At 63.5% G+C, this 25,962-nt stretch carries 24 protein-coding genes and 2 rRNA genes (1 of these 26 cut by a window edge); 16 read left to right on the top strand and 10 right to left on the bottom strand.

The window, feature by feature from the left end:
- The 5 genes from ACY8GK_RS13045 to ACY8GK_RS13025 all read left to right on the top strand — a co-directional run.
- Nucleotides 1-1,686, top strand: a 23S ribosomal RNA gene (locus tag ACY8GK_RS13045); it begins 1,206 nt to the left of the window's first position.
- Nucleotides 1,687-1,809: 123 nt separating this feature from the next.
- Nucleotides 1,810-1,925 (top strand): 5S ribosomal RNA (gene rrf, locus ACY8GK_RS13040).
- 235 nt (nucleotides 1,926-2,160) lie between these two features.
- Nucleotides 2,161-2,820 (top strand): paraquat-inducible protein A, encoded by a 660-nt coding sequence (locus tag ACY8GK_RS13035; protein WP_196181491.1) that lies wholly within the window; start codon nucleotides 2,161-2,163, stop codon nucleotides 2,818-2,820.
- Entirely contained in the window at nucleotides 2,807-3,430 is a 624-nt protein-coding gene (locus ACY8GK_RS13030; protein ID WP_196181489.1) for a paraquat-inducible protein A, read from the top strand. The genes ACY8GK_RS13035 and ACY8GK_RS13030 overlap by 14 nt, the downstream gene beginning before the upstream one ends.
- Nucleotides 3,423-5,723 carry a PqiB family protein gene (locus tag ACY8GK_RS13025; protein WP_462401409.1) on the top strand — a complete coding sequence of 767 codons (2,301 nt, stop codon included), beginning with the start codon at nucleotides 3,423-3,425 and terminating at the stop codon, nucleotides 5,721-5,723. The genes ACY8GK_RS13030 and ACY8GK_RS13025 overlap by 8 nt, the downstream gene beginning before the upstream one ends.
- A gap of 147 nt (nucleotides 5,724-5,870) precedes the next feature.
- Here the strand turns inward: ACY8GK_RS13025 and rpsT are convergent, their stop codons facing one another.
- Nucleotides 5,871-6,143: a 30S ribosomal protein S20 gene (gene rpsT, locus ACY8GK_RS13020; protein WP_196181485.1), complete on the bottom strand. Its 273-nt coding sequence runs from the start codon at nucleotides 6,141-6,143 to the stop codon at nucleotides 5,871-5,873.
- A gap of 250 nt (nucleotides 6,144-6,393) precedes the next feature.
- On the opposite strand from rpsT, the gene murJ reads away from it, so the two are divergent.
- The 6 genes from murJ (at nucleotide 6,394) to ispH (ending at nucleotide 13,729) form a co-directional block, all read left to right on the top strand.
- Nucleotides 6,394-7,932, top strand: coding sequence for a murein biosynthesis integral membrane protein MurJ (gene murJ, locus ACY8GK_RS13015; protein ID WP_196181484.1), 1,539 nt, complete (start codon nucleotides 6,394-6,396; stop codon nucleotides 7,930-7,932).
- A 118-nt stretch (nucleotides 7,933-8,050) separates the two neighbouring features.
- A complete protein-coding gene (gene ribF, locus ACY8GK_RS13010) occupies nucleotides 8,051-9,001 on the top strand; it encodes a bifunctional riboflavin kinase/FAD synthetase (protein WP_196181483.1) in 951 nt (316 codons plus the stop codon).
- The gene (gene ileS / locus ACY8GK_RS13005) at nucleotides 8,998-11,829 is read left to right on the top strand and encodes an isoleucine--tRNA ligase (RefSeq protein WP_462401408.1); all 2,832 of its coding nucleotides are present in this window, start codon (nucleotides 8,998-9,000) and stop codon (nucleotides 11,827-11,829) included. Before ribF ends, ileS begins: the two co-directional genes overlap by 4 nt.
- A complete protein-coding gene (lspA, locus tag ACY8GK_RS13000) occupies nucleotides 11,822-12,337 on the top strand; it encodes a signal peptidase II (RefSeq protein WP_196181481.1) in 516 nt (171 codons plus the stop codon). Before ileS ends, lspA begins: the two co-directional genes overlap by 8 nt.
- On the top strand, nucleotides 12,330-12,767 hold the full coding sequence (gene fkpB, locus ACY8GK_RS12995) for an FKBP-type peptidyl-prolyl cis-trans isomerase (protein WP_196181480.1): 438 nt from the start codon (nucleotides 12,330-12,332) through the stop codon (nucleotides 12,765-12,767). Before lspA ends, fkpB begins: the two co-directional genes overlap by 8 nt.
- 14 nt (nucleotides 12,768-12,781) lie before the next feature.
- A complete protein-coding gene (gene ispH / locus ACY8GK_RS12990; protein WP_196181479.1) occupies nucleotides 12,782-13,729 on the top strand; it encodes a 4-hydroxy-3-methylbut-2-enyl diphosphate reductase in 948 nt (315 codons plus the stop codon).
- On the opposite strand, the gene ACY8GK_RS12985 is transcribed toward ispH, so the two are convergent.
- Nucleotides 13,730-14,221 (bottom strand): GspH/FimT family pseudopilin, encoded by a 492-nt coding sequence (locus ACY8GK_RS12985; protein ID WP_462401407.1) that lies wholly within the window; start codon nucleotides 14,219-14,221, stop codon nucleotides 13,730-13,732.
- 106 nt (nucleotides 14,222-14,327) lie between these two features.
- Here ACY8GK_RS12985 and ACY8GK_RS12980 point away from each other — a divergent pair, with 106 nt between their 5' ends.
- The 5 genes from ACY8GK_RS12980 to thiO are packed head-to-tail and all read left to right on the top strand — an operon-like array spanning nucleotide 14,328 to nucleotide 17,381.
- The gene (locus ACY8GK_RS12980) at nucleotides 14,328-14,690 is read left to right on the top strand and encodes a type IV pilus modification PilV family protein (RefSeq protein ID WP_230376259.1); all 363 of its coding nucleotides are present in this window, start codon (nucleotides 14,328-14,330) and stop codon (nucleotides 14,688-14,690) included.
- Nucleotides 14,687-15,352, top strand: coding sequence for a prepilin-type N-terminal cleavage/methylation domain-containing protein (locus ACY8GK_RS12975; RefSeq protein ID WP_462401406.1), 666 nt, complete (start codon nucleotides 14,687-14,689; stop codon nucleotides 15,350-15,352). Before ACY8GK_RS12980 ends, ACY8GK_RS12975 begins: the two co-directional genes overlap by 4 nt.
- Nucleotides 15,349-15,831: a hypothetical protein gene (locus tag ACY8GK_RS12970; RefSeq protein WP_462401405.1), complete on the top strand. Its 483-nt coding sequence runs from the start codon at nucleotides 15,349-15,351 to the stop codon at nucleotides 15,829-15,831. Before ACY8GK_RS12975 ends, ACY8GK_RS12970 begins: the two co-directional genes overlap by 4 nt.
- Nucleotide 15,832: 1 nt before the next feature.
- The gene (locus ACY8GK_RS12965; protein ID WP_462401404.1) at nucleotides 15,833-16,231 is read left to right on the top strand and encodes a type IV pilin protein; all 399 of its coding nucleotides are present in this window, start codon (nucleotides 15,833-15,835) and stop codon (nucleotides 16,229-16,231) included.
- A gap of 52 nt (nucleotides 16,232-16,283) precedes the next feature.
- Nucleotides 16,284-17,381, top strand: a complete 1,098-nt coding sequence (thiO, locus tag ACY8GK_RS12960) for a glycine oxidase ThiO (protein ID WP_196181472.1) — start codon at nucleotides 16,284-16,286, stop codon at nucleotides 17,379-17,381.
- Between the two features lie 359 nt (nucleotides 17,382-17,740).
- On the opposite strand, the gene ACY8GK_RS12955 is transcribed toward thiO, so the two are convergent.
- The 8 genes from ACY8GK_RS12955 to ACY8GK_RS12920 all read right to left on the bottom strand — a co-directional run bounded on the left by ACY8GK_RS12955 (nucleotide 17,741) and on the right by ACY8GK_RS12920 (nucleotide 25,895).
- Nucleotides 17,741-19,150 (bottom strand): amidase, encoded by a 1,410-nt coding sequence (locus ACY8GK_RS12955; RefSeq protein ID WP_462401403.1) that lies wholly within the window; start codon nucleotides 19,148-19,150, stop codon nucleotides 17,741-17,743.
- A gap of 1 nt (nucleotide 19,151) precedes the next feature.
- Nucleotides 19,152-20,429 carry a Zn-dependent hydrolase gene (locus ACY8GK_RS12950; RefSeq protein ID WP_462401402.1) on the bottom strand — a complete coding sequence of 426 codons (1,278 nt, stop codon included), beginning with the start codon at nucleotides 20,427-20,429 and terminating at the stop codon, nucleotides 19,152-19,154.
- A 13-nt stretch (nucleotides 20,430-20,442) separates the two neighbouring features.
- Nucleotides 20,443-21,138: an ABC transporter ATP-binding protein gene (locus ACY8GK_RS12945; RefSeq protein WP_196181470.1), complete on the bottom strand. Its 696-nt coding sequence runs from the start codon at nucleotides 21,136-21,138 to the stop codon at nucleotides 20,443-20,445.
- Complete coding sequence (locus ACY8GK_RS12940) at nucleotides 21,138-21,890, bottom strand: ABC transporter ATP-binding protein (RefSeq protein WP_196181469.1); 753 nt, start codon at nucleotides 21,888-21,890, stop codon at nucleotides 21,138-21,140. The genes ACY8GK_RS12945 and ACY8GK_RS12940 overlap by 1 nt, the downstream gene beginning before the upstream one ends.
- Nucleotides 21,890-22,909 (bottom strand): branched-chain amino acid ABC transporter permease, encoded by a 1,020-nt coding sequence (locus ACY8GK_RS12935; protein ID WP_462401401.1) that lies wholly within the window; start codon nucleotides 22,907-22,909, stop codon nucleotides 21,890-21,892. Before ACY8GK_RS12935 ends, ACY8GK_RS12940 begins: the two co-directional genes overlap by 1 nt.
- A gap of 2 nt (nucleotides 22,910-22,911) precedes the next feature.
- Complete coding sequence (locus tag ACY8GK_RS12930) at nucleotides 22,912-23,772, bottom strand: branched-chain amino acid ABC transporter permease (RefSeq protein WP_196181467.1); 861 nt, start codon at nucleotides 23,770-23,772, stop codon at nucleotides 22,912-22,914.
- Nucleotides 23,773-23,837: 65 nt separating this feature from the next.
- Nucleotides 23,838-25,040 (bottom strand): ABC transporter substrate-binding protein, encoded by a 1,203-nt coding sequence (locus tag ACY8GK_RS12925; protein WP_462401400.1) that lies wholly within the window; start codon nucleotides 25,038-25,040, stop codon nucleotides 23,838-23,840.
- Between the two features lie 90 nt (nucleotides 25,041-25,130).
- Nucleotides 25,131-25,895, bottom strand: coding sequence for a FadR/GntR family transcriptional regulator (locus ACY8GK_RS12920; RefSeq protein ID WP_462401399.1), 765 nt, complete (start codon nucleotides 25,893-25,895; stop codon nucleotides 25,131-25,133).
- Nucleotides 25,896-25,962 lie beyond the last annotated feature (67 nt).

The raw sequence follows: 25,962 nt of genomic DNA, 5'->3' as shown, positions 1-25,962 counted from the left end.
CAGTCGAGAGGCTGGCTGGAGGTATCAGAAGTGCGAATGCTGACATGAGTAACGACAATGCGAGTGAAAAACTCGCACGCCGAAAGACCAAGGTTTCCTGCGCAACGTTAATCGACGCAGGGTTAGTCGGTCCCTAAGGCGAGGCTGAAGAGCGTAGTCGATGGAAAACAGGTTAATATTCCTGTACTTCCGGTTATTGCGATGGAGGGACGGAGAAGGCTAGGCCAGCTTGGCGTTGGTTGTCCAAGTTTAAGGTGGTAGGCTGGGATCTTAGGCAAATCCGGGATCCCTAGGCCGAGAGCTGATGACGAGTTGCCACTAGGCGACGAAGTGGTTGATGCCAGGCTTCCAGGAAAAGCTCCTAAGCTTCAGATAATCGGGAACCGTACCCCAAACCGACACAGGTGGTTAGGTAGAGAATACCAAGGCGCTTGAGAGAACTCGGGTGAAGGAACTAGGCAAAATGGCACCGTAACTTCGGGAGAAGGTGCGCCGGCGAGGGTCAAGGACTTGCTCCGTAAGCCCATGCCGGTCGAAGATACCAGGCCGCTGCGACTGTTTATTAAAAACACAGCACTCTGCAAACACGAAAGTGGACGTATAGGGTGTGACGCCTGCCCGGTGCCGGAAGGTTAATTGATGGGGTTAGCGCAAGCGAAGCTCTTGATCGAAGCCCCGGTAAACGGCGGCCGTAACTATAACGGTCCTAAGGTAGCGAAATTCCTTGTCGGGTAAGTTCCGACCTGCACGAATGGCGTAACGATGGCGGCGCTGTCTCCACCCGAGACTCAGTGAAATTGAAATCGCTGTGAAGATGCAGTGTATCCGCGGCTAGACGGAAAGACCCCGTGAACCTTTACTATAGCTTTGCACTGGACTTTGAACTTGCTTGTGTAGGATAGGTGGGAGGCTATGAAGCGTGGACGCCAGTCTGCGTGGAGCCATCCTTGAAATACCACCCTGGCAACTTTGAGGTTCTAACTCAGGTCCGTCATCCGGATCGAGGACAGTGTATGGTGGGTAGTTTGACTGGGGCGGTCTCCTCCCAAAGAGTAACGGAGGAGTACGAAGGTGCGCTCAGACCGGTCGGAAATCGGTCGCAGAGTATAAAGGCAAAAGCGCGCTTGACTGCGAGACCCACACGTCGAGCAGGTACGAAAGTAGGTCTTAGTGATCCGGTGGTTCTGTATGGAAGGGCCATCGCTCAACGGATAAAAGGTACTCCGGGGATAACAGGCTGATACCGCCCAAGAGTTCATATCGACGGCGGTGTTTGGCACCTCGATGTCGGCTCATCACATCCTGGGGCTGAAGCCGGTCCCAAGGGTATGGCTGTTCGCCATTTAAAGTGGTACGCGAGCTGGGTTTAGAACGTCGTGAGACAGTTCGGTCCCTATCTGCCGTGGACGTTTGAGATTTGAGAGGGGCTGCTCCTAGTACGAGAGGACCGGAGTGGACGAACCTCTGGTGTTCCGGTTGTCACGCCAGTGGCATTGCCGGGTAGCTATGTTCGGAAGAGATAACCGCTGAAAGCATCTAAGCGGGAAACTTGCCTCAAGATGAGATCTCACTGGAGCCTCGAGCTCCCTGAAGGGCCGTCGAAGACTACGACGTTGATAGGTCGGGTGTGTAAGCGCTGTGAGGCGTTGAGCTAACCGATACTAATGGCCCGTGAGGCTTGACCATATAACACCCAAGCAATCTGCAGCGCAGGTTGCGGTGAGTGAAGACGCAGCACCGAAAATTCGCACCTTGCATCACACATCCGAGTTGGCCGACACGTCCCCTGGACGGATCGGCACCGTTTTTCTTGGCGACCATAGAGCATTGGCACCACCTGATCCCATCCCGAACTCAGCAGTGAAACGATGCATCGCCGATGGTAGTGTGGGGTTTCCCCATGTGAGAGTAGGTCATCGCCAAGATTCATTCCGCAAAACCCCTGACTGCGACCGCAGCCAGGGGTTTTGTCCTTTCTGGGGTTCAAGCGGCAAGCCGGGCGTGGCCTCGGGGCATCCGGCGCTGGCCTGGAAGGCTTCGAACGCCTGGGCCAGCGCCTTGGTCCGTTGCGGCCTTCGGCTGGCATCTCGCCCAGGGTTTTTGTCTTTTCCAAGGCCAGGCCACTAGAATAGAGCCCATCCCATCATCCAGACCCTTGTCATGTCCGACCCTGCCGACCCCGAAGTACTGGCGCAGCTCTCCTTAGAAGACCTGACGGCTTGTCATCAGTGTGACCTGCTGATGCACAAGCCCAGGCTGGGTCATGGCGAGAAGGCGTACTGCCCACGCTGCGGCTATGAGCTGTACGCTCATCGGCATAATGTGGTGAACCGCAGCTTGGCCCTGGTCCTGACGGCCTTGCTGCTGTACGTGCCAGCAAATTTCCTGCCCATCATGCACTTGCACCTGCTGGGACAGAGCTCCGACGATACGGTATGGAGCGGTGTGGTTGGCTTGTACAATGCGGACATGGTAGCCGTCGCCGTGGTGGTGTTCCTCTGCAGCATGGCGATCCCGTTGCTCAAGCTGTTGTGCCAACTGGCCGTCTTGTTGAGCATTCGCCTGAACATGGGTCGCAGCCATGGCCTGGTCTTTTATCGCATGTACCATCATCTGCGCGACTGGGGCATGCTCGAGGTCTATTTCATGGGCGTGCTCGTCTCCATCGTCAAGCTGGTCGATATCGCCCAGCTGAACGTCGGGTTCGGGCTGTTCTGTTTCATAAGCCTGTTGCTGGTCCAGGTCTGGCTGGAGGTGGTGATGTCACCCCACCAGATCTGGATCGCGTTGTCAGGAGAAAATGTCCATGCGGGCGATTGATGCGGGCATTGTGGTTTGTAATGAATGCCATCAGTTGAACCGTCTACAGGACGGTCAGGCGTCCCAGGCCTGCACGCGTTGCGGAGCGATCGTCCATGCCCGGCGGCCAAACAGCATTGCGCGCACCTGGGCCTTGCTCATTACCGCCATGATTCTCTACATCCCCGCCAATGTCCTGCCGATCATGACCGTCAGCAGTCTCGGGCAAGGCAGCCCGGACACCATCATGTCCGGTGTCGTCGCGCTGATGAAGAACGGCATGATCCCGATCGCGGCCGTCGTGTTCACTGCCAGCATCCTGGTGCCTACCTTCAAGCTGGTGGGCATCGCCTTGCTGCTGTACTCGATCCAGCGACACCAGCCGCTATCCGCTCGGCAACGCATCTTCATGTACCGTTTCATCGAGTTCATCGGACGCTGGTCGATGCTGGATATCTTCGTCATCGCCATTCTGGTGGCCGTGGTGAATTTCGGTCGCATCGCCAATGTCGAACCCAACCTGGGCGCCATCGCTTTCGCTTCGGTGGTGATCCTGACGATGTTGGCCGCCTTAACCTTCGATCCCCGACTGATCTGGGACAATACGGAGTCGGATGACGACAATGAGTGACTTGCCTACGGCCAAAACGCGTCCGGCCTCCAACTGGTCGGCCATCTGGATCTTGCCGCTGATCGCCTTGGCGATCGGTGGCTGGCTCGCCTGGAAGGCTTATCAGGAATCGGGTGTGCAGATCCAGGTGCGCTTCCAGACGGGCGAGGGCATCGTCGCCAACAAGACCGAGGTGTTCTACAAAGGGATGTCGGTAGGCAAGGTCACCACCCTCGAACTGGATGCCGAAGGCAGCAATACCGGTGTCATCGCCACGATCGAGATGAACAAGGAAGCCGAGGATCACCTGACCACCGGCACGCGCTTCTGGCTGGTCAAGCCGAGCGTGAGCCTGGCTGGCATCACCGGGCTGGAGACGCTGGTGTCGGGCAACTATATTGCCGTCAGCCCAGGCAAGGGTGAGCCAACCAAGCGCTTCACTGCCTTGAGCACGGCGCCGCCGCTTTCCGATAGCGAGCCGGGGCTGCACCTGACCCTCAAGGCCGATCGCCTGGGGTCGCTCAACCGTGACAGCCCTGTGTTCTACAAGCAGATCCAGGTGGGCCGGGTAAAAAGCTATCAGCTGTCCGAAGACCAGGACACCGTGGAGGTTAAGGTCTTCATAGCGCCTGCCTATGCCAACCTGGTGCGCAAGCATACGCGTTTCTGGAACGCCAGCGGCGTCAGCATCGATGCCAACCTCTCTGGAGTGAAGGTGCGCAGCGAGTCGCTCGCCAGTATCGTGGCCGGTGGTATCGCCTTCGCCACGCCCGAACATCGCAAGGACAGTCCGCCGACCGACCCAAGCCTGCCGTTCCGCCTGTACGAGGACTTCGACGCGGCCCAGGCCGGGATCCGGATCAAGCTCAAGCTCAACGACTATGAAGGCCTGCAGGCCGGGCGCACCCCGGTGATGTACAAGGGCATCCAGGTAGGTTCGGTCAAGCTCTTGAAGATGGCGGATGACCTGGCCAGCGCCACTGCCGATCTGACACTCGACCCACTGGTCGAGGACTACCTGGTGGAGGGCACGCAGTTCTGGGTGGTCAAGCCGTCGATTTCGCTCGCGGGCATCACCGGCATCGAGGCCTTGGTCAAGGGCAACTACATTTCCTTCCGGCCCGGCGAGAAAGGCGCCACGCCGTTGCGCGAGTTCGAGGCCAGGACCAAGGCCCCGCCGCTCGACCTCAAGGCGCCTGGCTTGCACCTGGTGCTGTTCAGCGACCGTCTCGGTTCGCTCGAGGTCGGTAGCCCGGTGACCTACCGCCAGGTCAAGGTCGGTAGCGTCCAGAGCTACCAGTTCGCCAAGAACAGCAAGCAGGTCGTGATCGGTGTGCACATCGAGAAGGAGTACGCCAATCTGGTCAATGGCTCGACCCGCTTCTGGAACGCCAGTGGCATCACGCTTTCCGGCGGGCTGTCCGGCATCAAGATCCAGAGCGAGTCCCTGCAGACGCTCGTGGCTGGCGGGGTCGCCTTCGACACACCGACTCCGAACGTGCCGCTCAAGCGGCGCATCCCCAGGTTCCGGCTGCATGAGAGCCAGGAGGCTGCCGAGCGTACCGGGACCTTGATCAGTATCCGGGTCGACCGGGCCGATGGCCTCAAGCCGGGCACCGCTATTCGCTTCAAGGGCCTGGATGTGGGCAGTGTGGAAAGCGTCGATTTCACCGATGACCTGCAGGCGGTCCTGCTCAAGGCGCGTATCACCCAGGCAGCCGGGCGCATCGCTCGCGTCGGCACGCAGTTCTGGGTGGTCAAACCGTCGCTGGGGCTGGTGCGGACCGAGAACCTGGACACCTTGGTGACGGGGCAGTACATCGAAGTCCAGCCGGCCACCAGGGACAGGGGCGCCCAGCATGACTTCATTGCCCTGGCCAAGGCACCCGAATCACCGGAGCCTGAAGTCGGCCTGCCGCTGACCTTGAGCGCGCCGCGCCTGGGCTCGATCAAGCCCGGCGTTCCGGTGACCTATCGCCAGGTGGCAGTAGGCAAGGTAACCGGATACGAACTAGGGCAGTCCGCGGATCAGGTGCTGATCCATGTGCTCATCGAGCCGCGCTACGCCCCGCTGGTGCGCACGGGCAGCCGGTTCTGGAACAGCAGCGGCTTCGGTTTCGATTTCGGCCTGATCAAGGGCGCGACGATCCGTACCGAGTCCTTGCAGGCACTGATCGATGGTGGCGTTTCGTTCGCTACGCCGGAAGGGGACAAGATGGGTAACCTTGCACGTCCGCGGCAGACCTTCGCCCTGTTCGAAGAACCCCAGGACGAATGGCTGCAGTGGGCGCCGAAGATTCCGCTCGCCAGGTAGCGGCCCGGCGCATCGAGGCACGGCCTGCTTGCCTTCGGGAGCAGGCCGGCCTTGGGGCGAACCGGTGGCTGGCCTCAGGAAAGGCCAGGAAAAAAGACAGGCAATAAAAAACCGACCCTGAGGTCGGTTTTTCAACAAGCGCTTTGCTTAGGCAGCAGTTTTCAGCGCCTTGATGTGCGCGTTCAGACGGCCTTTGTGGCGAGCAGCCTTGTTCTTGTGGATGATGCCTTTGTCGGCCATGCGGTCGATCACAGGCACAGCCAGGGTGTAGGCGGCTTGCGCTTTGTCGGCGTCTTTGGCGTCGATGGCCTTGACTACGTTCTTGATGTAGGTACGGACCATGGAACGCAGGCTGGCGTTGTGGCTGCGACGCTTCTCAGCCTGTTTTGCACGTTTCTTGGCGGAAGGTGTGTTGGCCACCGTCGAGCTCCTCGAAAGACTTTAGGTAAATAGCAAACAAATAAGGCCGCGAATCATGCCGATAGGCGCAGCGGATGTCAAGGCCGGTCGCAGGGTTCCGCCGAGTGGCAGCGTGGCGCGTCGGGAAGATTCCATTATGCGCCACGACCTGTAAACTCGGGGGCTTTGGCTGCCCTGCAATGAGCGCGGCAGTATCGCACATCCAGGCATGGTCTGGCAGCGTCTTCCTCCTTGGCATGAAATATTTTCGATGAATCTGCTCAAATCCCTGGCGGCCGTCAGTTCCATCACCATGATTTCCAGGGTGCTGGGTTTCGTCCGCGATACCATCCTGGCACGGGTGTTCGGTGCCGGCGTGGCTACCGATGCCTTCTTCATCGCCTTCAAGCTGCCCAACCTGCTACGCAGGATCTTCGCCGAAGGGGCCTTTTCCCAGGCCTTCGTGCCCATCCTGGCCGAATACAAGACCCAGCAGGGGGAAGAGGCGACACGCACCTTCATCGCCTATGTCAGCGGCTTGCTGACCCTGGTCCTGGCGTTGGTCACGACCCTTGGCATCCTGCTGGCGCCTTGGGTGGTCTGGATCACCGCGCCGGGGTTCGTCGACGACCACGAGAAATATCGCCTGACCACCGACCTGCTGCGGGTCACGTTTCCGTACATTCTGCTGATCTCGCTGTCGTCGCTGGTCGGCGCCATCCTCAATACCTGGAACCGATTCTCCGTACCGGCATTCACTCCGACCCTGCTCAACGTGGCGATGATCGGCTTCACCCTGCTGCTGGCGCCGCACTTCGATCCGCCGATCATGGCGCTGGCCTGGGGCGTGCTGGCGGGTGGCCTGGCCCAGCTGCTCTACCAGCTGCCGGCGCTGAAGAGGATCGGCATGCTGGTGCTACCGCGGATCAACCTGCGCGATGCTGGCGTATGGCGAGTGCTCAAGCAGATGCTGCCGGCGATCCTCGGTGTGTCCGTGAGCCAGATCTCGCTCATCATCAACACCATCTTCGCCTCGTTTCTGGTAGCCGGCTCGGTTTCCTGGATGTACTACGCCGACCGACTGATGGAGCTGCCGTCCGGCGTGCTGGGCGTGGCGCTGGGCACCATCCTGCTGCCGACCCTGGCCCGTACCTACGCCAACCGCGACCGGCAGGAGTATTCGCGGATCCTCGACTGGGGGCTGCGCCTGTGCTTCCTGCTGGTGCTGCCGTGCACGCTGGGCCTGGCGATCCTGGCCGAGCCCCTGACCGTGGCTCTGTTCCAGTATGGCAAGTTCAGCGCTTTCGACGCGGCGATGACCCAGCGCGCGCTGATCGCCTACTCCGTCGGGCTGCTGGCGATCATCCTGGTCAAGGTGCTGGCGCCCGGCTTCTATGCCCAGCAGAACATCCGCACGCCGGTGAAGATCGCGGTCTTCACCCTGGTCGCGACCCAGTTGCTCAACCTGGTCCTGGTCGGCCCCTTGCAGCATGCCGGACTGGCCCTGGCCATCAGCCTCGGCGCCTGCCTCAACGCCGGCCTGCTGTACTGGAAGCTGCGCAGCCAGCAGCTGTTCCAGCCCCAGCCTGGCTGGTTCGGATTCCTGGGCAAGCTGGCGCTCGCGGTGACCTTGATGTCGGCCGTTCTGATCGCCGGGCTGCACTACATGCCTGCCTGGGAGGAGGGCATCATGGCGGTGCGTTTCCTGCGCCTGGGCGGTCTGATCCTGGCGGGTGTCGCGACCTACTTCGGCTGCCTCTACCTGTGCGGTTTCCGTCCCCGGCACTTCGCCCGCAGGGCGCTGCACTGACGGCGCAGGCAGGTCAGGCGTCGGTTTTCCCCATCGTGCGTCCCGGCGTTGCGCGGTTGCCTGTCCCCAGCGCCCGGGTGCGGTTATAATCGGCCACTTTATGAGCAAGAAGCGCGTTATGCAGCTGGTTCGAGGTCTTCACAACCTGCGCCCCGAGCATCGGGGCTGTGTCGCCACCATTGGCAACTTCGACGGGGTTCACCGTGGCCACCAGGCAATCCTGGCGCGTCTGCGCGAACGTGGCCAGGCATTGGGCCTGCCGACCTGCGTGGTGATCTTCGAGCCGCAGCCCCGAGAGTACTTCGCCCCCGACACGGCCCCGGCGCGCCTGGCCCGGCTGCGCGACAAGCTCACGCTACTGGCGGACGAAGGCATCGACCGGGTATTGTGCCTGGCTTTCAACCGACGCCTGAGCCAGCTCGACGCCAGCGAGTTCGTCGAGACGATCCTGGTCGATGGCCTGCGCGTACGCCATCTCGAGGTCGGTGACGACTTCCGCTTTGGCTGCGATCGTGCCGGCGATTTCGACTTCCTGGTCGAAGCCGGACGCCGCCACGGGTTCACGGTCGAGGCCGCCGAGACGGTCGAACAGGACGGCCTGCGAGTCAGCAGCACCGAGATCCGCAAGGCCCTGGCCGAGGCGAATTTCGAACTGGCCGCACGGCTGCTGGGCCGGCCCTATCGGATCAGCGGGCGAGTCCTGCATGGCCAGAAGCTGGCGCGCCAGCTCGGTACGCCCACCGCCAACATCCAGCTCAAGCGTCGGCGCGTGCCGCTTAGCGGCGTCTACCTGACCAGTGCCGTGATCGATGGCAAGGCCTGGGCCGGGGTTGCCAACATCGGTGTGCGTCCCACCGTCGCCGGTGACGGGCGCCCCCATCTGGAGATCCATCTCCTGGACTTCGCCGGCGACCTCTATGGCCGGCGCCTGACGGTGGAATTCCACCAAAAGCTGCGCGAAGAGCAGCGTTTCGCCTCCCTGGAGGCGCTGAAGTCGGCGATCGACGCGGACATCGCCGCCGCACGTGCCCACTGGCACGCTCAACCGCTAACGAAGAGCCTGAAATGACCGACTACAAAGCCACGCTAAACCTTCCGGACACCGCCTTCCCCATGAAGGCCGGCCTGCCTCAGCGCGAACCGCAGATCCTGCAGCGCTGGGACAGCATTGGCCTGTACCGGAAGCTGCGCGAGATTGGCAAGGATCGTCCGAAGTTCGTCCTGCACGACGGCCCGCCCTATGCCAACGGCAAGATTCATATCGGTCATGCGCTGAACAAGATCCTCAAGGACATGATCGTCCGCTCCAAGACCCTGGCCGGGTTCGACGCGCCCTATGTTCCAGGCTGGGACTGCCACGGCCTGCCGATCGAGCACAAGGTCGAGGTCACCCACGGCAAGCACCTGAGCCCGGACCGCACCCGCGAGCTGTGCCGTGCCTACGCCGCCGAGCAGATCGAAGGACAGAAAGCCGAGTTCATCCGCCTGGGCGTGCTTGGTGACTGGGACAACCCCTACAAGACCATGGACTTCGCCAACGAGGCCGGCGAGATCCGTGCCCTGGCCGAGATGGTCAGGCAGGGCTTCGTGTTCAAGGGCCTCAAGCCCGTCAACTGGTGCTTCGATTGCGGTTCGGCGCTGGCCGAGGCCGAGGTCGAGTACGCCGACAAGAAATCCCAGACCATCGACGTGGCTTTCCCGATCGCCGACGCCGACAAGCTGGCCGCCGCGTTCGGCCTGGCCGAGCTGGACAAGCCGGCAGCCATCGTGATCTGGACTACTACCCCCTGGACCATACCGGCCAACCAGGCGCTCAACGTGCATCCGGAGTTCAGCTACGCCCTGGTCGATACCGGCGAGCGCCTGCTGGTACTGGCCGAGGAACTGGTCGAAGCTTCGTTGCAGCGCTGGAACCTGCAAGGCTCCGTGCTCGCCACCGCGCCTGGCTCGGCCCTGGAACTGATCAATTTCCGCCATCCGTTCTACCAGCGCCTTTCGCCGGTCTACCTGGCCGACTACGTCGAGCTGGGCGCCGGCACCGGCGTGGTCCACTCGGCACCAGCCTACGGTGAAGACGACTTCGTGACCTGCAAGCGCTACGGCATGGTCAACGACGACATCCTCACTCCGGTGCAGAGCAATGGCGTTTATGCGCAGTCGCTGGAGTTCTTCGGCGGGCAGTTCATCTGGAAGGCCAACCCGGCGATCGTCGAGAAGCTCGCCGAGGTCGGCGCGCTGCTGCACACCGAGACCATTACCCACAGCTACATGCACTGCTGGCGGCACAAGACCCCGCTGATCTACCGTGCCACCGCGCAGTGGTTCGTCGGCATGGACAAGCAGCCGGAAACCGGCGAGAGCCTGCGCGAACGCGCGCTCAAGGCCATCGAGCAGACCAAGTTCGTCCCGGCCTGGGGCCAGGCGCGTCTGCACGCGATGATCGCCAACCGCCCGGACTGGTGCATCTCGCGCCAGCGCAACTGGGGCGTGCCGATCCCGTTCTTCCTGGACAAGCAGACCGGCGAACTGCATCCGCGTACCGTCGAGCTGATGGAAGAAGTGGCCAAGCGTGTCGAGCAGCAGGGCATCGAGGCCTGGTTCAAGCTCGACGCCGCCGAGCTGCTCGGTGACGAGGCCGGGCAGTACGAGAAGATCACCGATACCCTCGATGTCTGGTTCGATTCGGGGACCACCCACTGGCACGTGTTGCGTGGCTCTCACGACATCGGCCATTCGACCGGTCCGCGCGCCGATCTCTACCTCGAAGGTTCCGACCAGCATCGCGGCTGGTTCCACTCGTCGCTACTGACCGGCTGCGCGATCGACAACCACGCGCCGTACCGCGAGCTGCTGACCCACGGCTTCACCGTGGACGAGAACGGCCGCAAGATGTCCAAGTCGCTGGGCAACACCATCGAGCCGCAGAAGGTCAACGACACCCTTGGTGCCGACATCCTGCGCCTGTGGGTCTCGGCCACCGACTATTCCGGCGAGATGGCCGTTTCCGAGCAGATCCTGCAACGCAGCGCCGATGCCTACCGGCGCATCCGCAACACCGCGCGCTTCCTCCTGTCGAACCTTTCCGGCTTCGACCCGGCACGCGACCTGCTGCAGCCCGAGGACATGCTGGCGCTGGACCGCTGGGCCGTGGACCGCGCCTTGCTGCTGCAACGCGAGCTGCAGGAGCACTATGACCAATATCGCTTCTGGAACGTCTACTCCAAGATCCACAACTTCTGCGTGCAGGAGCTCGGTGGCTTCTACCTCGACATCATCAAGGACCGCCAGTACACCACCGCCAGCAACAGCGTCGCGCGGCGCTCCTGCCAGACCGCGCTGTACCACATCAGCGAGGCGCTGGTGCGCTGGATCGCGCCGATCCTGGCCTTCACCGCCGATGAAATCTGGCAGTACCTGCCGGGCGAGCGCAACGAGTCGGTGATGCTCAACACCTGGTACCAGGGCCTGACCGAGCTGCCCGAAGGCTTCGAGCTCGATCGCGCCTACTGGGACCGGGTGATGGCGGTCAAGGCTGCCGTCAACAAGGAACTGGAGAACCAGCGCGCGGCCAAGGCCATCGGCGGCAACCTGCAAGCCGAGGTGACCTTGTTCGCCGAAGACAGCCTGAGCCGCGACCTGGGCAAGCTGGGCAACGAGCTGCGCTTCGTGCTGATCACTTCGTCGGCCAGCGTGGTGCCGTTCGTCGAGGCGCCAGCCGATGCGGTGGCGACCGAGGTCGAAGGGCTCAAGCTCAAGGTGGTCAAGTCGTCCCACGTCAAGTGCGGCCGCTGCTGGCACTTCCGTGACGACGTCGGCAGCCATCCGGAGCATCCGGAAATCTGCGGCCGCTGCGTCGACAACATCAGCGGCTCCGGCGAGGAGCGTCACTATGCCTAACCCTGCTGCGGGGCGCTTCGGGCGCCTTGGCTGGCTCTGGCTGAGCGTGGTGGTGGTGATCCTCGACCAGGCCACCAAGCTCTACTTCGACAGCGCCCTGGCCGATGGTCGGCAGATCGTCGTCATCCCCGACCTGCTGAGCTGGCTGCTGGCATACAATTCCGGTGCCGCCTTCAGCTTCCTCGCCGACAGCGACGGCTGGCAGCGCTGGCTGTTCGCGGTCATCGCGGTCACGGTCAGCGTCGTGCTGGTGGTCTGGCTCAAGCGGCTGGGACGTGGCGAGACCTGGCTGGCCATCGCCCTGGCACTGGTGCTCGGAGGGGCGTTGGGCAATCTCTACGACCGCGTCGCGCATGGCCACGTGATCGATTTTATCTTCGTGCATTGGCGCGATATCTGGCGCTTCCCGGTGTTCAATCTCGCCGACTGCGCCATCACCGTCGGCGCCGTCATGCTGGCGCTGGATATGTTCAAGAGCAAAAAGTCCGAGGAGCCTGTCCATGACTGAGATCCGCATAGGCCAGAACACCGAAGTGACCCTGCACTTCGCGCTGCGCCTGGAAAACGGCGACACCGTCGACAGCACCTTCGACAAGGCCCCGGCCACCTTCAAGGTCGGCGATGGCAACTTGCTGCCCGGCTTCGAGGCGGCGCTGTTCGGCTTCAAGGCCGGTGACCGGCGCAGTCTGAGCATCGCGCCGGAAAACGCCTTCGGCCAGCCCAACCCGCAGAACGTCCAGGTCATGCCACGTTCGCAATTCGCCGACATGGAGCTTTCCGAAGGCCTGCTGGTGATCTTCAACGATGCCGCCAATACCGAGCTGCCAGGTATCGTCAAGCAGTTCGACGACAACCAGGTGACCATCGACTTCAATCACCCCCTGGCCGGCAAGACCCTCGACTTCGAGGTCCATGTCCTTGCCGTGAAGGCCGTGTAGGCCCGGAGCCGAGCATGCAAATCAAACTCGCCAACCCACGCGGCTTCTGCGCAGGCGTGGACCGGGCGATCGAGATCGTCAACCGCGCCCTGGAAGTCTTCGGGCCACCGATCTATGTGCGTCACGAAGTGGTGCACAACAAGTTCGTGGTCGAGGACCTGCGCGCGCGGGGCGCCATCTTCGTCGAGGAGCTCGACCAGGTGCCCGACGACGTCATCGTCATCTTCAGTGCCCATGGCGTCTCCCAGGCCGTACGCCAGGAGGCCGCCAGCCGGGGTCTGAAGGTCTTCGACGCGACCTGTCCGCTGGTTACCAAGGTGCATATCGAGGTCGCCAAGTACAGCCGCGACGGACGCGAATGCATCCTCATCGGTCATGCCGGGCATCCGGAGGTCGAAGGCACCATGGGCCAGTACGACCCGAGCAACGGCGGCTCGATCTACCTGGTCGAGGACGAGCAGGACGTTGCCGACCTGCAGGTTCGCCACCCCGAGCACCTGGCCTTCGTGACCCAGACCACCTTGTCCATGGACGACACCAGCCGGGTCATCGATGCCCTGCGCGCACGCTTCCCGAACATCGGCGGTCCGCGCAAGGACGACATCTGCTACGCCACCCAGAATCGCCAGGACGCGGTCAAGCAACTGGCTGCCGAGGCCGATGTGGTGCTGGTGGTCGGCAGCCCCAACAGCTCCAACTCCAATCGCTTGCGCGAGCTGGCCGAGCGCATGGGCACGCCGGCCTACCTGATCGATGGCGCCGAAGACCTGCAGCGCAGCTGGTTCGACGGTGTCGCGCGAATCGGCATCACTGCCGGGGCGTCGGCACCGGAAGTGCTGGTGCGCGGCGTGATCGAGCAGCTCAAGGCCTGGGGCGCCAATGGCGCCGACGAGCTCGACGGGCGGCCGGAGAACATCACCTTCTCCATGCCCAAGGAACTGCGGGTTCGCTCGCTAAGCTGATCAGGCACCTGCGCACCGCGGCTCGGCGAGCCGTTCGGTGCGCAGGCTGACCCGGCCACTGCTGGCCCATACCACCTGATAGCGACTGTCCGGCTGGCCGCGCCGACAGATATGCAGCGTGCCATTGCGCAACGCCGCATGGCCGCCGAGCGGCACCCCTTGCGCGCTGAAGCGTATCTCCCGTTGCGCCGTGCCGACGATTTTGCTCCGACATGCCAGTTGCTGTTCGCGCAGCACTTGCGAGTCATGCATTGCTTGTACGCGCCAGCCCTGGCTCCAATCCTGTTCGAGCGCTCGTACCTGCACTGTCTGTTCGTGCAACAGGGCGTGACTGCGTGCCAGGCGCAAGGCCTGGGCCAGTTCTCGGGCGCAGGCCGCGGCATGCAGGTCGTCGCTGAGCTCGGCATAGGCGCTGCTGCCCAGCTGCGCCAGGATGGTGATGACCGCCAGCGCCAACATGGTTTGTATCAGTGTTGCTCCGTGTTGCCTCACCGTGCATTCCTCCCTGGAAGTGCTTCGCTTAGCTTCTGGCCGAGCCGCCCGGATGTCCAGGCGGCCAATCTCGGTCAGCGGCAGGAAAGATCGCAGGAGACGCAGGATGCGGACCACGGAACAGGGCATGACGCTGCTGGAGGTACTGGTGGCCGGGCTGGTGATCAGCCTGGCGGCGTCCGCCGCGGTCGGCCTGCAGCTGCGCGCATTGCAGGCCGGCGAACAGGCGCGCCGGGAAAGCCAGGCGGTCCAGCTCGCCCACGGTCTGCTCGAGCGCGCCCGGCTGGTGGGCACCGTCGAGGCCGAGGCGCTGAACGCCTGGCAGACCCTGATCAGCGCTTCGCTCGGCGCCGGGGCGACGGGCAGGGCCCTGCGCCTGGGCGAGCAGTGGCTGGTGGAAGTGACTTGGCCCGACGGGCAGGAGGGGCATGGCCATCGCATCAGCCTGTTGGGGAAAATCTCGCCATGAGCGGTCGCCAGCGCGGCTTCGGGTTGCTCGAGGCATTGCTCGGCCTGGCCTTGGGCCTGATGCTGCTGGCCGCGGCAAGCCAGCTGTTCGCCTCGGTGTTGCAGGCCTGGCGGGTGCAGGATGCCTCGGCGCGCCTGGCGGACGATGCGCGCCTGGTCTTGCAGCGGCTGGCACAGGACATCCGCATGACCGGCCTGGCTGGTTGCCTGCGTCTGGACTCGATCGAATACGAAGCGGCGTCGGCCCGGCAGGCGCTCGCCCAACCCTTGCGGATCGACCGCGCCAGCGATGGCACGTTGTCCAGCCTGACACTGGTGCTGGCCGAGCTGCCTGGGCTGGCCGGCCCGCCGGACTGGACGCTGCTGACCGACTGCCGCAGCTGGGCCAGGGTGGTCGCCGGGCAACGAGCCGCCCCGCCAGGGGCGTTGGCTTTTCCCTTGCGCCGACACGTCTACCAGCTGCGTGATGGTACCTTGCGGCTCGCCAGTGGCGGCGGCATCCAGCCGCTGATCGACCATGTCCAGGCGCTGCGAGTCGAGGCGCAAGCGGTCGGTGACCAGCTGCGCCTGGACCTGCGGCTGATCCTGTTCGAAGCCGCCACGGGGGTCGAGCAGCAACACCATCTGAGCGTTGCCATGCGCAACCGTTGGCCTGACGCATGAGGCGGCAACGGGGCATCGTCCTGCTGGTCGGGCTGGTGCTGGCCCTGCTGCTGGGCCTGCTGGCCGCCTCGGCCATGCGCGGGGCGCTGCTGGAGACTCGCAAGGCGGGCGACCTGCTGGCCCGCCTGCAAGCATTCGAGCAGGCCGAAGCCGTCCTGTTGGAAGGGTTGGCGCTGCTTCAAAGCGAACGTCCGGCGCCTTGCACCGACTGCCTGCCGCCCGAGCGGCCGCACGAGGTGGAGCGCCAGCCGGGAGCCTGGACGCGCAGCGAACACGGTTACCTGCTGCTGCAGAACCTGGGCGACAGCACCATGGCCGGCGGCCTACCGGCCGATACGCAGGTCACGCTCCTGCGGATCACCGCTGTCAGCCGCCAGGTGCGTGCGCGTCAGGTCCTCGAAGCCGTCTATGCCGTGCCGGTCGAGCGCGCCGAGCCGCCGCAGCGGGTGCTGTGGCGGCAACGTTTCAGGGCGCCATGACATGCAACGAGGAATCAGCCTGATCGAGTTGTTGATTGTCCTGGCCGTGACCGGCATTCTGGCGGCCATTGCCTACCCCGGTTACAACGAACAGCTCAGGCGGGCCGCACGCAGCGAGGTCGTCGGGCTGCTGCATGACGCCGCACTGCGCCTGGAGTCCCACCGCGCCCGCCATGGCCGCTATGACGACTCCGGCCAGGTGCTTGCGCCGTTGCCGTCCGGCAATCGCCACTACCGTTTGCACATACGGCGCGATACCGCGACGTTCGTGCTGCGCGCCGAGCGTCTGCCCAGTGGCTTGATGGCCGATGATCGTTGTGGTGATTTCCAGCTCGACCAGGCCGGTGCGCGGAGCAATCCGGGTAGCCAGGCGGCCGAGGCGGGATGCTGGGGCGGCTGATGGTCTGAGACGCCCGTGGCGTCATGGTTCACTTCAGGTGTTGGATCGATAGATGAGTAAGCAAGTAGTGATTGTCGGCGGTGGCGTGATCGGCCTGCTGACCGCGTTCAACCTGGCCGCGCAGGTCGACCGGGTGATCATTTGTGAGCAGGGCGAGGCGGGCCGCGAGGCGTCCTGGGCCGGCGGCGGCATCGTCTCGCCGCTGTATCCGTGGCGCTATGGCCCGGCCGTCACGGCCCTGGCGCACTGGTCGCAGGATTTCTATCCGCGGTTGGGCGAGACGCTGTTGGCCAGCACCGGCATCGATCCGCAAGTCCATGCCACTGGCCTCTACTGGCTGGATCTGGACGACGAAGACCAGGCGCTGGCCTGGGCGACCCGACACGGGCGGCCGCTGGCCAGCGTGGACATGCCTGCGGTCCATGACGCCGTACCGGCGCTGGGGCCTGGCTTCCAGCGCGCCATCTACATGGCCGGAGTGGCCAACGTGCGCAACCCGCGACTGGTCAAGTCGCTCAAGGCCGCCTTGCGCGCCCAGCCCAACGTGACCCTGCGCGAGCATTGCCCGGTCGTCGGCTTCGAGCAGCAGGCCGGGCGCATCGTCGGCGTGCGAACCGCCGATGGCGTCATCGAGGGCGACGCGGTGGTGCTCAGTGCTGGAGCCTGGAGCGGCCAGCTGCTGGCCACCCTTGGCCTGAGCTTGCCGGTGGAGCCGGTCAAGGGCCAGATGATCCTGTACAAGTGCGCCGAGGACTTTCTGCCCAGCATGGTCCTGGCCAAGGGGCGCTATGCCATCCCGCGGCGTGACGGCCATGTCCTGGTGGGCAGTACGCTGGAGTATCAGGGGTTCGACAAGACACCCAGCGCGCAGGCGCTGGAGAGCCTGCGAGCCTCGGCCGTCGAGCTGCTGCCGGCACTGGGCGACGCGACCCCCGTGGCGCACTGGGCGGGGCTGCGTCCCGGCTCGCCGGAAGGCATTCCGTATATCGGTCCGGTACCGGGGCATCAGGGGCTATGGCTCAACTGCGGGCATTTCCGCAACGGGCTGGTGCTGGCGCCGGCGTCCTGTCAGTTGTTCGCCGATCTGCTGACCGGCGCCGAGCCCATCATCGATCCATTGCCGTATGCGCCTGCAGGACGGTTGGGCTGAGTTTGCCATGGCTTTACCTGTCTCTTCGCAAGCGGCATTGTCACGCGGGAAGCGGGCTAGGGCTGGTTGCTGTAGCGCCTGGCAGATCAGGGACCTCTCCGGCGCCTCGGCGCGAGGCCACAGCGTGGAAGCGGGGCTTGTCCCGCGATCCCGGCAAGGCTGTACCGGCCAATCGCAAGGCAAGCCCGCTCCCACGATTTTTTCTGTTAATGCCCCTGAAACCTGCAGCTTGCAGGCCGGCAGGCGTGCAAACGCCACCGGTTTCGCTGGGGCACGGCCTCAGCGGCTGCCCCTGAGGCGCCGAAGCGCCCCAAAGCTGTCTAAGAGGAAAATTTACTCGCCAAAGGATTGCAAGGCATTCAGCCAGCCATCGGCGCCTGCAGGTGCCGGCTCGGATAATGCTGCTCATATACCTTGCACACCCTTAGCACCTGTTGATCGGCAAACCGCCCTGCAACGACCTGCAGACCCACCGGCAACCCCTCTCGGGTAAACCCGCACGGCACCGAGGCCGCCGGTTGCTGGGTCAGGTTGAACGGATAGCTGAACGGCGTCCACTCCATCCACTGCGCCATCCCCGACCCAGGCGGCACGTCGTGCCCTGCCTCGAATGCCACCAGAGGCAGCATGGGCGACACCAGCACATCGTATCGCTGGTGAAAGGCATTCATCCTGGCGATCAGATCTGCCCGTGCTTCCAGCGCCTGGGTGTAGTCGCTCAAGCTGATCCGTGCGCCCTGTTCGGCAATCCAGCGCAAGCCTGGGTCGAGCCGCGCCCGCTGCTCATCGCTGAACTCACTGGTCAATCGCGCCGCCCCGGCAAACCACAGGGTATTGAAGATTTCCAACGGATCGCCAAAACCTGGATCGACTTCTTCTACCTGTGCTCCCAGCCGTACCAGGCGTTGCGCCGCTTGCGCCACCAGCGCCTGGACTTGCGGGTCGACTTTCACGTAGCCGAAGTCGGCGCTGTAGGCGATGCGCAGCCCGCTGAGATCCTGTTCCTGAGCCAGCCATGACGTCTGACGTGGGGCGCCGGCCAGCCCATCGCGGGCATCGGGGCGGGCGACACAATCGAGCATCAGCACCGAGTCATCCACGCTACGGGTCATTGGCCCCAAGTGCGACAACACGGTCATGGCACTGGTCGGCCACTGCGGCACATAGCCGAACGTCGGTTTGATACCGAAGGTACCCGTGAAGGCGCAGGGAATACGGATCGAGCCGCCGGCATCGCTGCCCTGGTGCAGCACGCCCAGGTTCAACGCGGCAGCAACTGCCGCGCCGCCAGACGATCCGCCAGCTGTCAGGCGTGTATCCCACGGATTGCGGGTGATGCCGTACAGCGGGCTGTCGGTCACCCCCTTCCAGCCAAACTCCGGCGTGGTGGTCTTGCCCACCAGCACCGCGCCGGCCTCGCGCATGAACGCGCTGAAGGGTGCATCGACCTCCCACGGACCGCTATCGGAGGTGGTGCACGATCCTTTGCGCGTCGGCATGCCGCAGGTCAGGGTCAAGTCCTTGATCGAGGCCGGCACGCCATCCAGCCGGCCGCAAGGCTCGCCACGCTGCCAGCGTTGTTCGCTGGCACGGGCGGCAGCGCGGGCACCCTTACCGTCAATGTGGCAGTAGGCATTGACTACCGGATTGTGCAGGTCGATGCGCGCCAGTACATCGTCGACCACCTCGACCGGCGACAACTGGCGGCGCTGATACAAGTCGAGCAGTTCGACGGCGGTGAACTCACCAATGGCTGTCTTGCTAGTCATTTCAACGGGCTCCCTGGTTGGCGGCCTGGAATAAGGCGCGCAACAGCACGTCGCAGCCGTCGGCCAAGTCCTGTGGCGCCGCATTCTCGATTTCGTTGTGGCTGATACCGCCCTCGCATGGAACGAAGATCATGCCGGTAGGACCCAGCCCGGCAAGGAAGATCGCGTCATGGCCTGCGCCGCTGACTATATCCATATGCTTCAGGCCCAGCTGGCGTGCACCCTGGCGCACGGCGTCCACGCATTGCTCGGCGAAGTAAAGCGGCGGGAAGTCGGCGGTCGGTGTCAGTTCAAAACTCAGGCCGTGTTCCGCCGCGCTGGTTTCGATCGCTTCGCGCACTTCAGCGACCATGGCGGCCAAGTGGTCAGGGTGCAGATGGCGCAAGTCGATGGTCATCTTCACCTGGCCGGGAATGACATTGCGCGAACCCGGATGCAGATCGAGGCAGCCCACCGTGCCGCAGGCATGCGGTTGATGGGCATGGGCCACACGGTTCACTGCCGTCACCACTTGCGCGGCACCGACCAGAGCATCCTTGCGCAGGTGCATTGGCGTCGGGCCGGCATGGGCTTCGATACCGGTGAGTACCAGGTCGAACCACTTCTGTCCCAGGCAGCCCTGGACCACGCCGATGGTGGTGCGTTGGTCTTCCAGTACCGGGCCTTGCTCGATATGCGCCTCGAAGTAGGCCCCCACCGCATGCCCGGTGGGTACACGCGAGCCGGCGTAGCCGATGCGCTGGAGTTCCGCGCCAACCGACAGGCCCTGGCCATCGACCTTGTCCAGCGTTTCCTGCAGGCCGAACTTACCGGCAAACACGCCCGAGCCCATCATGCACGGCGCAAAGCGCGAACCTTCTTCATTGGTCCACACCACCACTTCCAACGGGGCTTCGGTGGTCAGGTCGAGGTCGTTGAGTGTGCGTATCACCTCCAGGCCGGCCATCACACCGTAGCAGCCATCGAACTTGCCACCAGTGGGTTGGGTATCGATGTGGCTGCCGGTCATCACGGGCGGCAAGGCCGGGTCGCGTCCCGGACGGCGGGCGAAGATGTTGCCGATGGCGTCGACGGTGACCTTGCAGCCGGCCTGCTCGCACCAATGCACGAACAGGTCGCGGGCCTGGCGGTCGAGGTCAGTCAGCGCCAGGCGGCACACACCGCCTTTGGTGGTGGCGCCAAGTCGGGCCAGGTCCATCAGCGATTGCCAAAGGCGTTCACGGCTGACCAGCGGGCCCTGGCCGAGCAGGTGCTGCGAGGGATCGATGCAGGTATTCATGGGCAATCTCCTTTCAGGCGCTCAGGGCCAGGTAACGGTTCTTGATGCTCGGGTCTTCACGAAACTGCGCAGCGCTGCCCTGATATACGACGCGACCCTGCTCGAGCACATAGTGGCGGTCGGCGAGAGCGTCGCAGACCATCAGGTTCTGCTCCACCAGCAGGATCGACAGGCCTTCGTGCCTTAGCCGCCGCAGAATCTTCACCAGCTCATCGACGATGACCGGCGCCAGGCCTTCGGTGGGCTCGTCGAGAATCAGCAGTTTGGGGCCGTTGAGCAGGGCACGGGCGATGGCCAGCATCTGCTGTTCGCCGCCGGAGAGCGCGAAGCCTCCATTACGGCGCCGCTCCTTGAGCCGCGCGAACATGGTGTACACATCGTCCAACTGCCAACGGCTGTCCTTGCGCACGGCGATCTTCAGGTTTTCCTCCACGCTGAGCTGGCGGAAGATGCCGCGGTGCTCTGGCACCAGGGCGATGCCGAGCCTGGCGATATCGAAGATTTCGCGCCCCACCAGTTGCTGGTCGTTGAAGCTGATCTGCCCCTGACGCGGGCGGACGATGCCGAGGATGCTGCGCAAGGTGGTGGTCTTGCCGGCACCGTTGCGTCCCAGCAGCGTTACCAGTTCGCCGGTTCCGACCTGCAGCGAGACGCCTTCGAGCACATGACTCTTGTCGTAGTAGGAATGAATCGATTCGACCTTGAGCATCAGGCGGCCTCTCCAAGGTAGGCGGTACGCACGCGTTCATCGTTGCGCACCTGTTGCGGAGTACCTTCGACCAGGATCTGGCCGTGGCTCATCACCGTGATGCGCTGGCTGATCGACATGACGATGCTCATGTTGTGCTCGATCAGTAGCACGGTATGGTCGCGGCCAAGGTCACTGATGAGGTCGGTCATTACCGGAATGTCGTCGATGCCCATGCCCGAGGTGGGTTCGTCGAGCATCAGCAGGATGGGTCTGGCACAGATCGACATGCCCACTTCCAGAACCCGTTGCTGGCCATGCGACAGTTCACCAGCCAAGGTATCGGCGCGGGCGCTGAGCTTGAGGCGTTCCAGCACCTGGTCGGCAGTGTTCCAGTGGCTGCGCTTGTGCTCGACGCTGCGCCAGAAGTTCAGCGCGCTCAGACCATCGCGGCCCTGGGCAGCCAGGCGCAGGTTTTCCCGCACCGACAGGTTCTGGAACAAGCTGGTGAGCTGGAATGAGCGAGCCATGCCCAGCGCCACGCGGCCATGGGACGGTCTGCGAATGATGTCCTGGCCGTTGAACAGGATCTTGCCGCCTGTGGCCCGCTGCTCGCCGGTCAGGCAGTGGAACAGGCTGGTCTTGCCGGCACCGTTGGGGCCGATGACCGTATGGATGGTTCCAGCGCGGACTTTCAGGTCTACACCGGCGACTGCCTTGAACGGCCCGTAGGCCAGTTCCAGGTCTCGGGTTTCCAGGAGGTAGTCGCTCATCACAGAGTCTCCTTGGTCTTGGCTGGCGTCTTGTCACAGGTTCTGCGCGTCGGTTGCAGGCGCTTGCCCAGTTCGGCCAGGCCTCCCCACAGGCCGCCCCGCATGAACACCACCACCAGGATCAAGATCGCCCCCAGCAACATCAGCCAGCGTGGCCACAGCTGCGAAAGCACATCGCCCAGTACCACGATGGCGCCGGCTCCCAGCAGCGAACCGAACAGCGAGCCGGTGCCGCCGACGATGGTCATGATCAGGATGTTCTCGCTCATCATCAGGTCGATGTTCGACAGCGGCGCGAAGTGCAGGAGCATGGCGTACAACGCTCCGGCAATGCCGGTGATGGCTCCGGAGAGCATGAACACCAGGATCTTGAAGTGGCGGGTGTCGTAGCCGATGGCGGCGGCGCGGGTCTCGTTTTCGCGAATTGCCAGCAGGGTGCTGCCGAACGGCGAGCGGATCACCCGCAAGGCGCCAGCGAAGATCAGCAGGAACAGCACTGCGACGAACACATAGAAGTGGCGCGGGTCGCCCAGATCGACCAGCACGTGGCCAGCGATTTCTAGGTTGGGGCGGGGGACGTCGAGCAGACCGTTGTCACCTCCCGTCCAACCGCTGAGGGTATAGGCCAGGAAATAGGTCATCTGGCTGAAGGCCAGGGTCAACATGACGAAGTAGATGCCCTTGCGGCGGATCGCCAGGACGCCCACCAGCAGCGCCAGCAACGCGCCGAACAGCGCCGCACCGAGCAAGGCGCCGAACAATCCCCAATCGAGGTGAATCATCAGCAGTGCGGCGTTGTAGGCGCCCGCGCCAAAGAAGATGCCCTGGCCGAACGACAGCAGGCCGGTATAGCCGAGCAGCAGATTGCAAGCCAGCGCGGCCAGGGCGAAGATCAGGATTTCGGTTGCCAGCGTGGCCGATGGCAATGCCAGGGGCAGCGCCACCAAGCTGGCAAGTACCAGCAACATCAGGGCGTGGCCGTGCCCCTTGGCCCTAGGCAATGGGTTCCTTTCGCTCATCGTCATGCTCTCCCGAACAGGCCATAGGGACGTACGAGGATCACCGCGGCCATGGCCCCGTAGATCATCAGGCTGGCACCTTGCGGCCAGAGGCTGGTCATCATGCTTTGCACCACACCCACCAGAAGACCGCCCACCAACGCGCCGCCGAACGAGCCCATGCCGCCGATTACCACGACCACGAAGGCGATGCCGAGTATTTCTGGACCGACGAACGGCTGGGCGCCACGCAGCGGCGCGAACAGCACGCCCGCCACGCCAGCCAGGCCCACGCCCAGGGCAAAGGTCAGCGAAAACAGGCGGAAGATGTTGGTGCCCAACAGCGACACGGTTTCGGTGCTTTCACTGCCGGCACGCACCAGGGCGCCGAAGCGGGTGCGCTCGAGCAGCAACCATAGGCCAAGGCCGATCAGTGCGGCGAAGCCGATCAGGAACAGGCGGTAGTAGGGGTAGATGAAGTCACCAATGATCAACACCCCGCGCAGTTCCGGCGGCACGGCGATGTTCTTGCCCACCGGGCCCCAGATCAACACCGAGGCTTCCTGGATGATCAACGCGATGCCGAGGGTGACGAGAATCTGGAAGGTGTGCGGCAGGTGGTAGATGCGCTTGATCAGCAGGCGCTCCACTGCCCAGGCCAGCGCGGCCACGACCAACGGCGCGAGCAGCAGCGCCAGCCAGAAGCTGCCGGTGAGGGCCACGGCGGTATAGCACAGATAGGCGCCGAGCAGGAAGAACGCGCCATGGGCGAAATTGACGAAGTTGAGCAAGCCGAAAATGATCGTCAGGCCTACAGCGATGAGGAAGTAGATCATCCCCAAGCCCAGACCATTGAGCAGTTGGAACAGGTACAAATCGAGCATGAGAGTGCCCTCGACAGCGCACGGGGCGCCTGCCTGTACGAGTGTGTCTGACTAACGCCGCGGCTTCAGGCCAAGGCGCAACCGGTATGATCGACCTCGACGAACGAGCGGCCGGCGCTGAGCACTTCGGCCAGGTCGTCCTCATCGCGCATCTGTCCCCGAGGCTTGCCGCGCAGCAGGTAGTAGTCCTTGAGCACCTGATGATCGTTCGCACGAACCAGCTCTTCGCCGGTCGGGCCCTGGAAACGCATGCCCTGCAAGGCAGCGGCTACGGCGGCACCCTCCAGGCTGCCGGCCTTGATGATCGCGTCGAGCATGACCTTGGTGCCGATGTAGTCAGCCGCCAGCGGGTAGTTGGGGTTGATGCCGTAGGCCTTGCGAGTGGCGGCGACCAACTGCTTGTTCAGCGGCGTGTCGACCTGGTGCCAGTACTGCGCGCCCAGGTACACGTCTTCGAGCACGTCGCTGCCCAGCTCCTGGAACTGATCTAGGCCTGCCGACCAGACCAACAGCACTTTCATGCGCTCCTTGATACCGAAGTTCACCGCCTGGCGCAGAGCATTGGACGACTGACTGCCAAAGTTGAGCAGAACCAGCACATCGGGCTTGGCGGCGATGGCGTTGGTCAGGTAGCCGGAAAACTCCTGCTCCTGCAACGAGTGGTAACTGTTGCCGATATGCTCGACGCCGAACTCGGCGAACACCTTGCGTGCATTGTCCAGCAGCGCATCACCGAACACATATTGCGGGGTGATGGTGTACCAGCGCTTGGCCTGGGGCAGCTTGCGGATCATCGGCACCAGCGTCTCGCGGATGGCGCCATAGGTGGGCACCGACCAACGGAAGGTCGAGGCGTTGCAGTCCTTGCCGGTGATTTCGTCGGCACCGACCGGGGTCATGAACACGCCGCCGGCCTTGTGGATTTCTTTCGACACGGCCAGCGCCGAGGATGACAGGGTGCAGCCCTGGAAGAAACGCGCACCATCCTGGCCGATGGCTTCCTGCACTTTGCGTACAGCCTTGCCAGCGTTGCCTTCGGTATCGATGACCTTGTACTTGAGCGGGTGTCCAAGCACCTGCGAATGCTCCGCGATGGCCAGGCGCGAACCCATGTCGGCGTACTTTCCGTAGCTGGCGAAGGCGCCAGACATGGACTTGAGCCCATGGAAGACTAGCGGTTGATCGGCGAATGCCCGGTGCGCCCCCAGAGGGAGGCTACCTAAGACACCCAAGGCAAGGCCTGCCTTGAGCAGGGTACGTCTTTGCATGAGGAACTCCTTGGTTGTGGTTATTAGGCAGGAGTGGCAATGACAAAGCGGGTACGGCTGGGCCTGTGTGCAGGCCTCTGTCCAGGCGGATCAGTAGGTGTGTTCGAACTCCAGGAGGAAGTTGCGGGCAACTTCACCCTCCAGCGCGGTCATGTGGTGTTCGGCATCGCACATGTGTTCGTGCATCAGGCGGCGTACGGCAGGTTCGTTGCCGGCTTGAAGGGCTAGCAGCAGTTGCTTGTGGTAATCGATATTGGCGGCGGCGAATTGCTGGCGCTTGGGCAGATAGGCTTTCTTCAGTACCACCAGGTCGCGTAGCAGGTCGTTGAGAAACACCGCCATGAAGCGCAGCAACGGGTTGGGGCAGCGATCGGCCAGTAGCGTGTGGAACTCCAGTTCCGCCAGGCGCTGCTCGCGCTGGCCTTCTTCGTTGTCTTCCGGCGTGCTGCAGAAATCGATGTTGGCCTGTAGCGCGGCGTAGTCGGCCTCGCTCAGCTTGCCCATGATCGATACCGCCAGTTCTACCTCGATGACCTTGCGCAGCTGGTACACCTGTTCGCCGTCCAGGTGCTGGAAGTGCAGGTAGTTGCGCAAGGCGCGGCTGGCCGGCTCGGTGCCGACTTCATTGAGGTAGGCGCCGCCGGCGGGACCGGTGCGAGTGCTGACCAGGCCCTCGACCTCCAGAGCCTTGAGGGCTTCGCGGGCGGTGCCTTTGGAGCATTGGAAATGCACCATCAGTTCGCGCTCGGTGGGCAGGCGATCGCCGGGATGTAGCGCTTCGGTGACGATCGAGCGCTTGACCGATTCGACGATCACGTCGGACAGCTTCTGGCGCTTGCGTCTAGGTTTGAGCATTTCGCTATTTTTCATATTTATGCGGATAAATAGGATTTAGCGAGTTTTACTGCGGTGGGTCAATGCC

This window comes from Pseudomonas sp. Marseille-QA0332, from assembly GCF_054950175.1.
This window is presented reverse-complemented; position numbering and strand designations above follow the sequence as displayed.

Excerpts from the sequence above, each read along its gene's own strand:
- ACY8GK_RS13035 (WP_196181491.1), top strand. The coding sequence starts at position 2,161 with ATGTCCGACCCTGCCGACCCCGAAGTACTGGCGCAGCTCTCCTTAGAA.
- ACY8GK_RS13030 (WP_196181489.1), top strand. The coding sequence starts at position 2,807 with ATGCGGGCGATTGATGCGGGCATTGTGGTTTGTAATGAATGCCATCAG.
- ACY8GK_RS13025 (WP_462401409.1), top strand. The coding sequence starts at position 3,423 with ATGAGTGACTTGCCTACGGCCAAAACGCGTCCGGCCTCCAACTGGTCG.
- murJ (WP_196181484.1), top strand. The coding sequence starts at position 6,394 with ATGAATCTGCTCAAATCCCTGGCGGCCGTCAGTTCCATCACCATGATT.
- ribF (WP_196181483.1), top strand. The coding sequence starts at position 8,051 with ATGCAGCTGGTTCGAGGTCTTCACAACCTGCGCCCCGAGCATCGGGGC.
- ileS (WP_462401408.1), top strand. The coding sequence starts at position 8,998 with ATGACCGACTACAAAGCCACGCTAAACCTTCCGGACACCGCCTTCCCC.
- lspA (WP_196181481.1), top strand. The coding sequence starts at position 11,822 with ATGCCTAACCCTGCTGCGGGGCGCTTCGGGCGCCTTGGCTGGCTCTGG.
- fkpB (WP_196181480.1), top strand. The coding sequence starts at position 12,330 with ATGACTGAGATCCGCATAGGCCAGAACACCGAAGTGACCCTGCACTTC.
- ispH (WP_196181479.1), top strand. The coding sequence starts at position 12,782 with ATGCAAATCAAACTCGCCAACCCACGCGGCTTCTGCGCAGGCGTGGAC.
- ACY8GK_RS12980 (WP_230376259.1), top strand. The coding sequence starts at position 14,328 with ATGCGGACCACGGAACAGGGCATGACGCTGCTGGAGGTACTGGTGGCC.
- ACY8GK_RS12975 (WP_462401406.1), top strand. The coding sequence starts at position 14,687 with ATGAGCGGTCGCCAGCGCGGCTTCGGGTTGCTCGAGGCATTGCTCGGC.
- ACY8GK_RS12970 (WP_462401405.1), top strand. The coding sequence starts at position 15,349 with ATGAGGCGGCAACGGGGCATCGTCCTGCTGGTCGGGCTGGTGCTGGCC.
- ACY8GK_RS12965 (WP_462401404.1), top strand. The coding sequence starts at position 15,833 with ATGCAACGAGGAATCAGCCTGATCGAGTTGTTGATTGTCCTGGCCGTG.
- thiO (WP_196181472.1), top strand. The coding sequence starts at position 16,284 with ATGAGTAAGCAAGTAGTGATTGTCGGCGGTGGCGTGATCGGCCTGCTG.
- ACY8GK_RS12955 (WP_462401403.1), bottom strand. The coding sequence starts at position 19,150 with ATGACTAGCAAGACAGCCATTGGTGAGTTCACCGCCGTCGAACTGCTC.
- ACY8GK_RS12950 (WP_462401402.1), bottom strand. The coding sequence starts at position 20,429 with ATGAATACCTGCATCGATCCCTCGCAGCACCTGCTCGGCCAGGGCCCG.
- ACY8GK_RS12945 (WP_196181470.1), bottom strand. The coding sequence starts at position 21,138 with ATGCTCAAGGTCGAATCGATTCATTCCTACTACGACAAGAGTCATGTG.
- ACY8GK_RS12940 (WP_196181469.1), bottom strand. The coding sequence starts at position 21,890 with ATGAGCGACTACCTCCTGGAAACCCGAGACCTGGAACTGGCCTACGGG.
- ACY8GK_RS12935 (WP_462401401.1), bottom strand. The coding sequence starts at position 22,909 with ATGAGCGAAAGGAACCCATTGCCTAGGGCCAAGGGGCACGGCCACGCC.
- ACY8GK_RS12930 (WP_196181467.1), bottom strand. The coding sequence starts at position 23,772 with ATGCTCGATTTGTACCTGTTCCAACTGCTCAATGGTCTGGGCTTGGGG.
- ACY8GK_RS12925 (WP_462401400.1), bottom strand. The coding sequence starts at position 25,040 with ATGCAAAGACGTACCCTGCTCAAGGCAGGCCTTGCCTTGGGTGTCTTA.
- ACY8GK_RS12920 (WP_462401399.1), bottom strand. The coding sequence starts at position 25,895 with ATGCTCAAACCTAGACGCAAGCGCCAGAAGCTGTCCGACGTGATCGTC.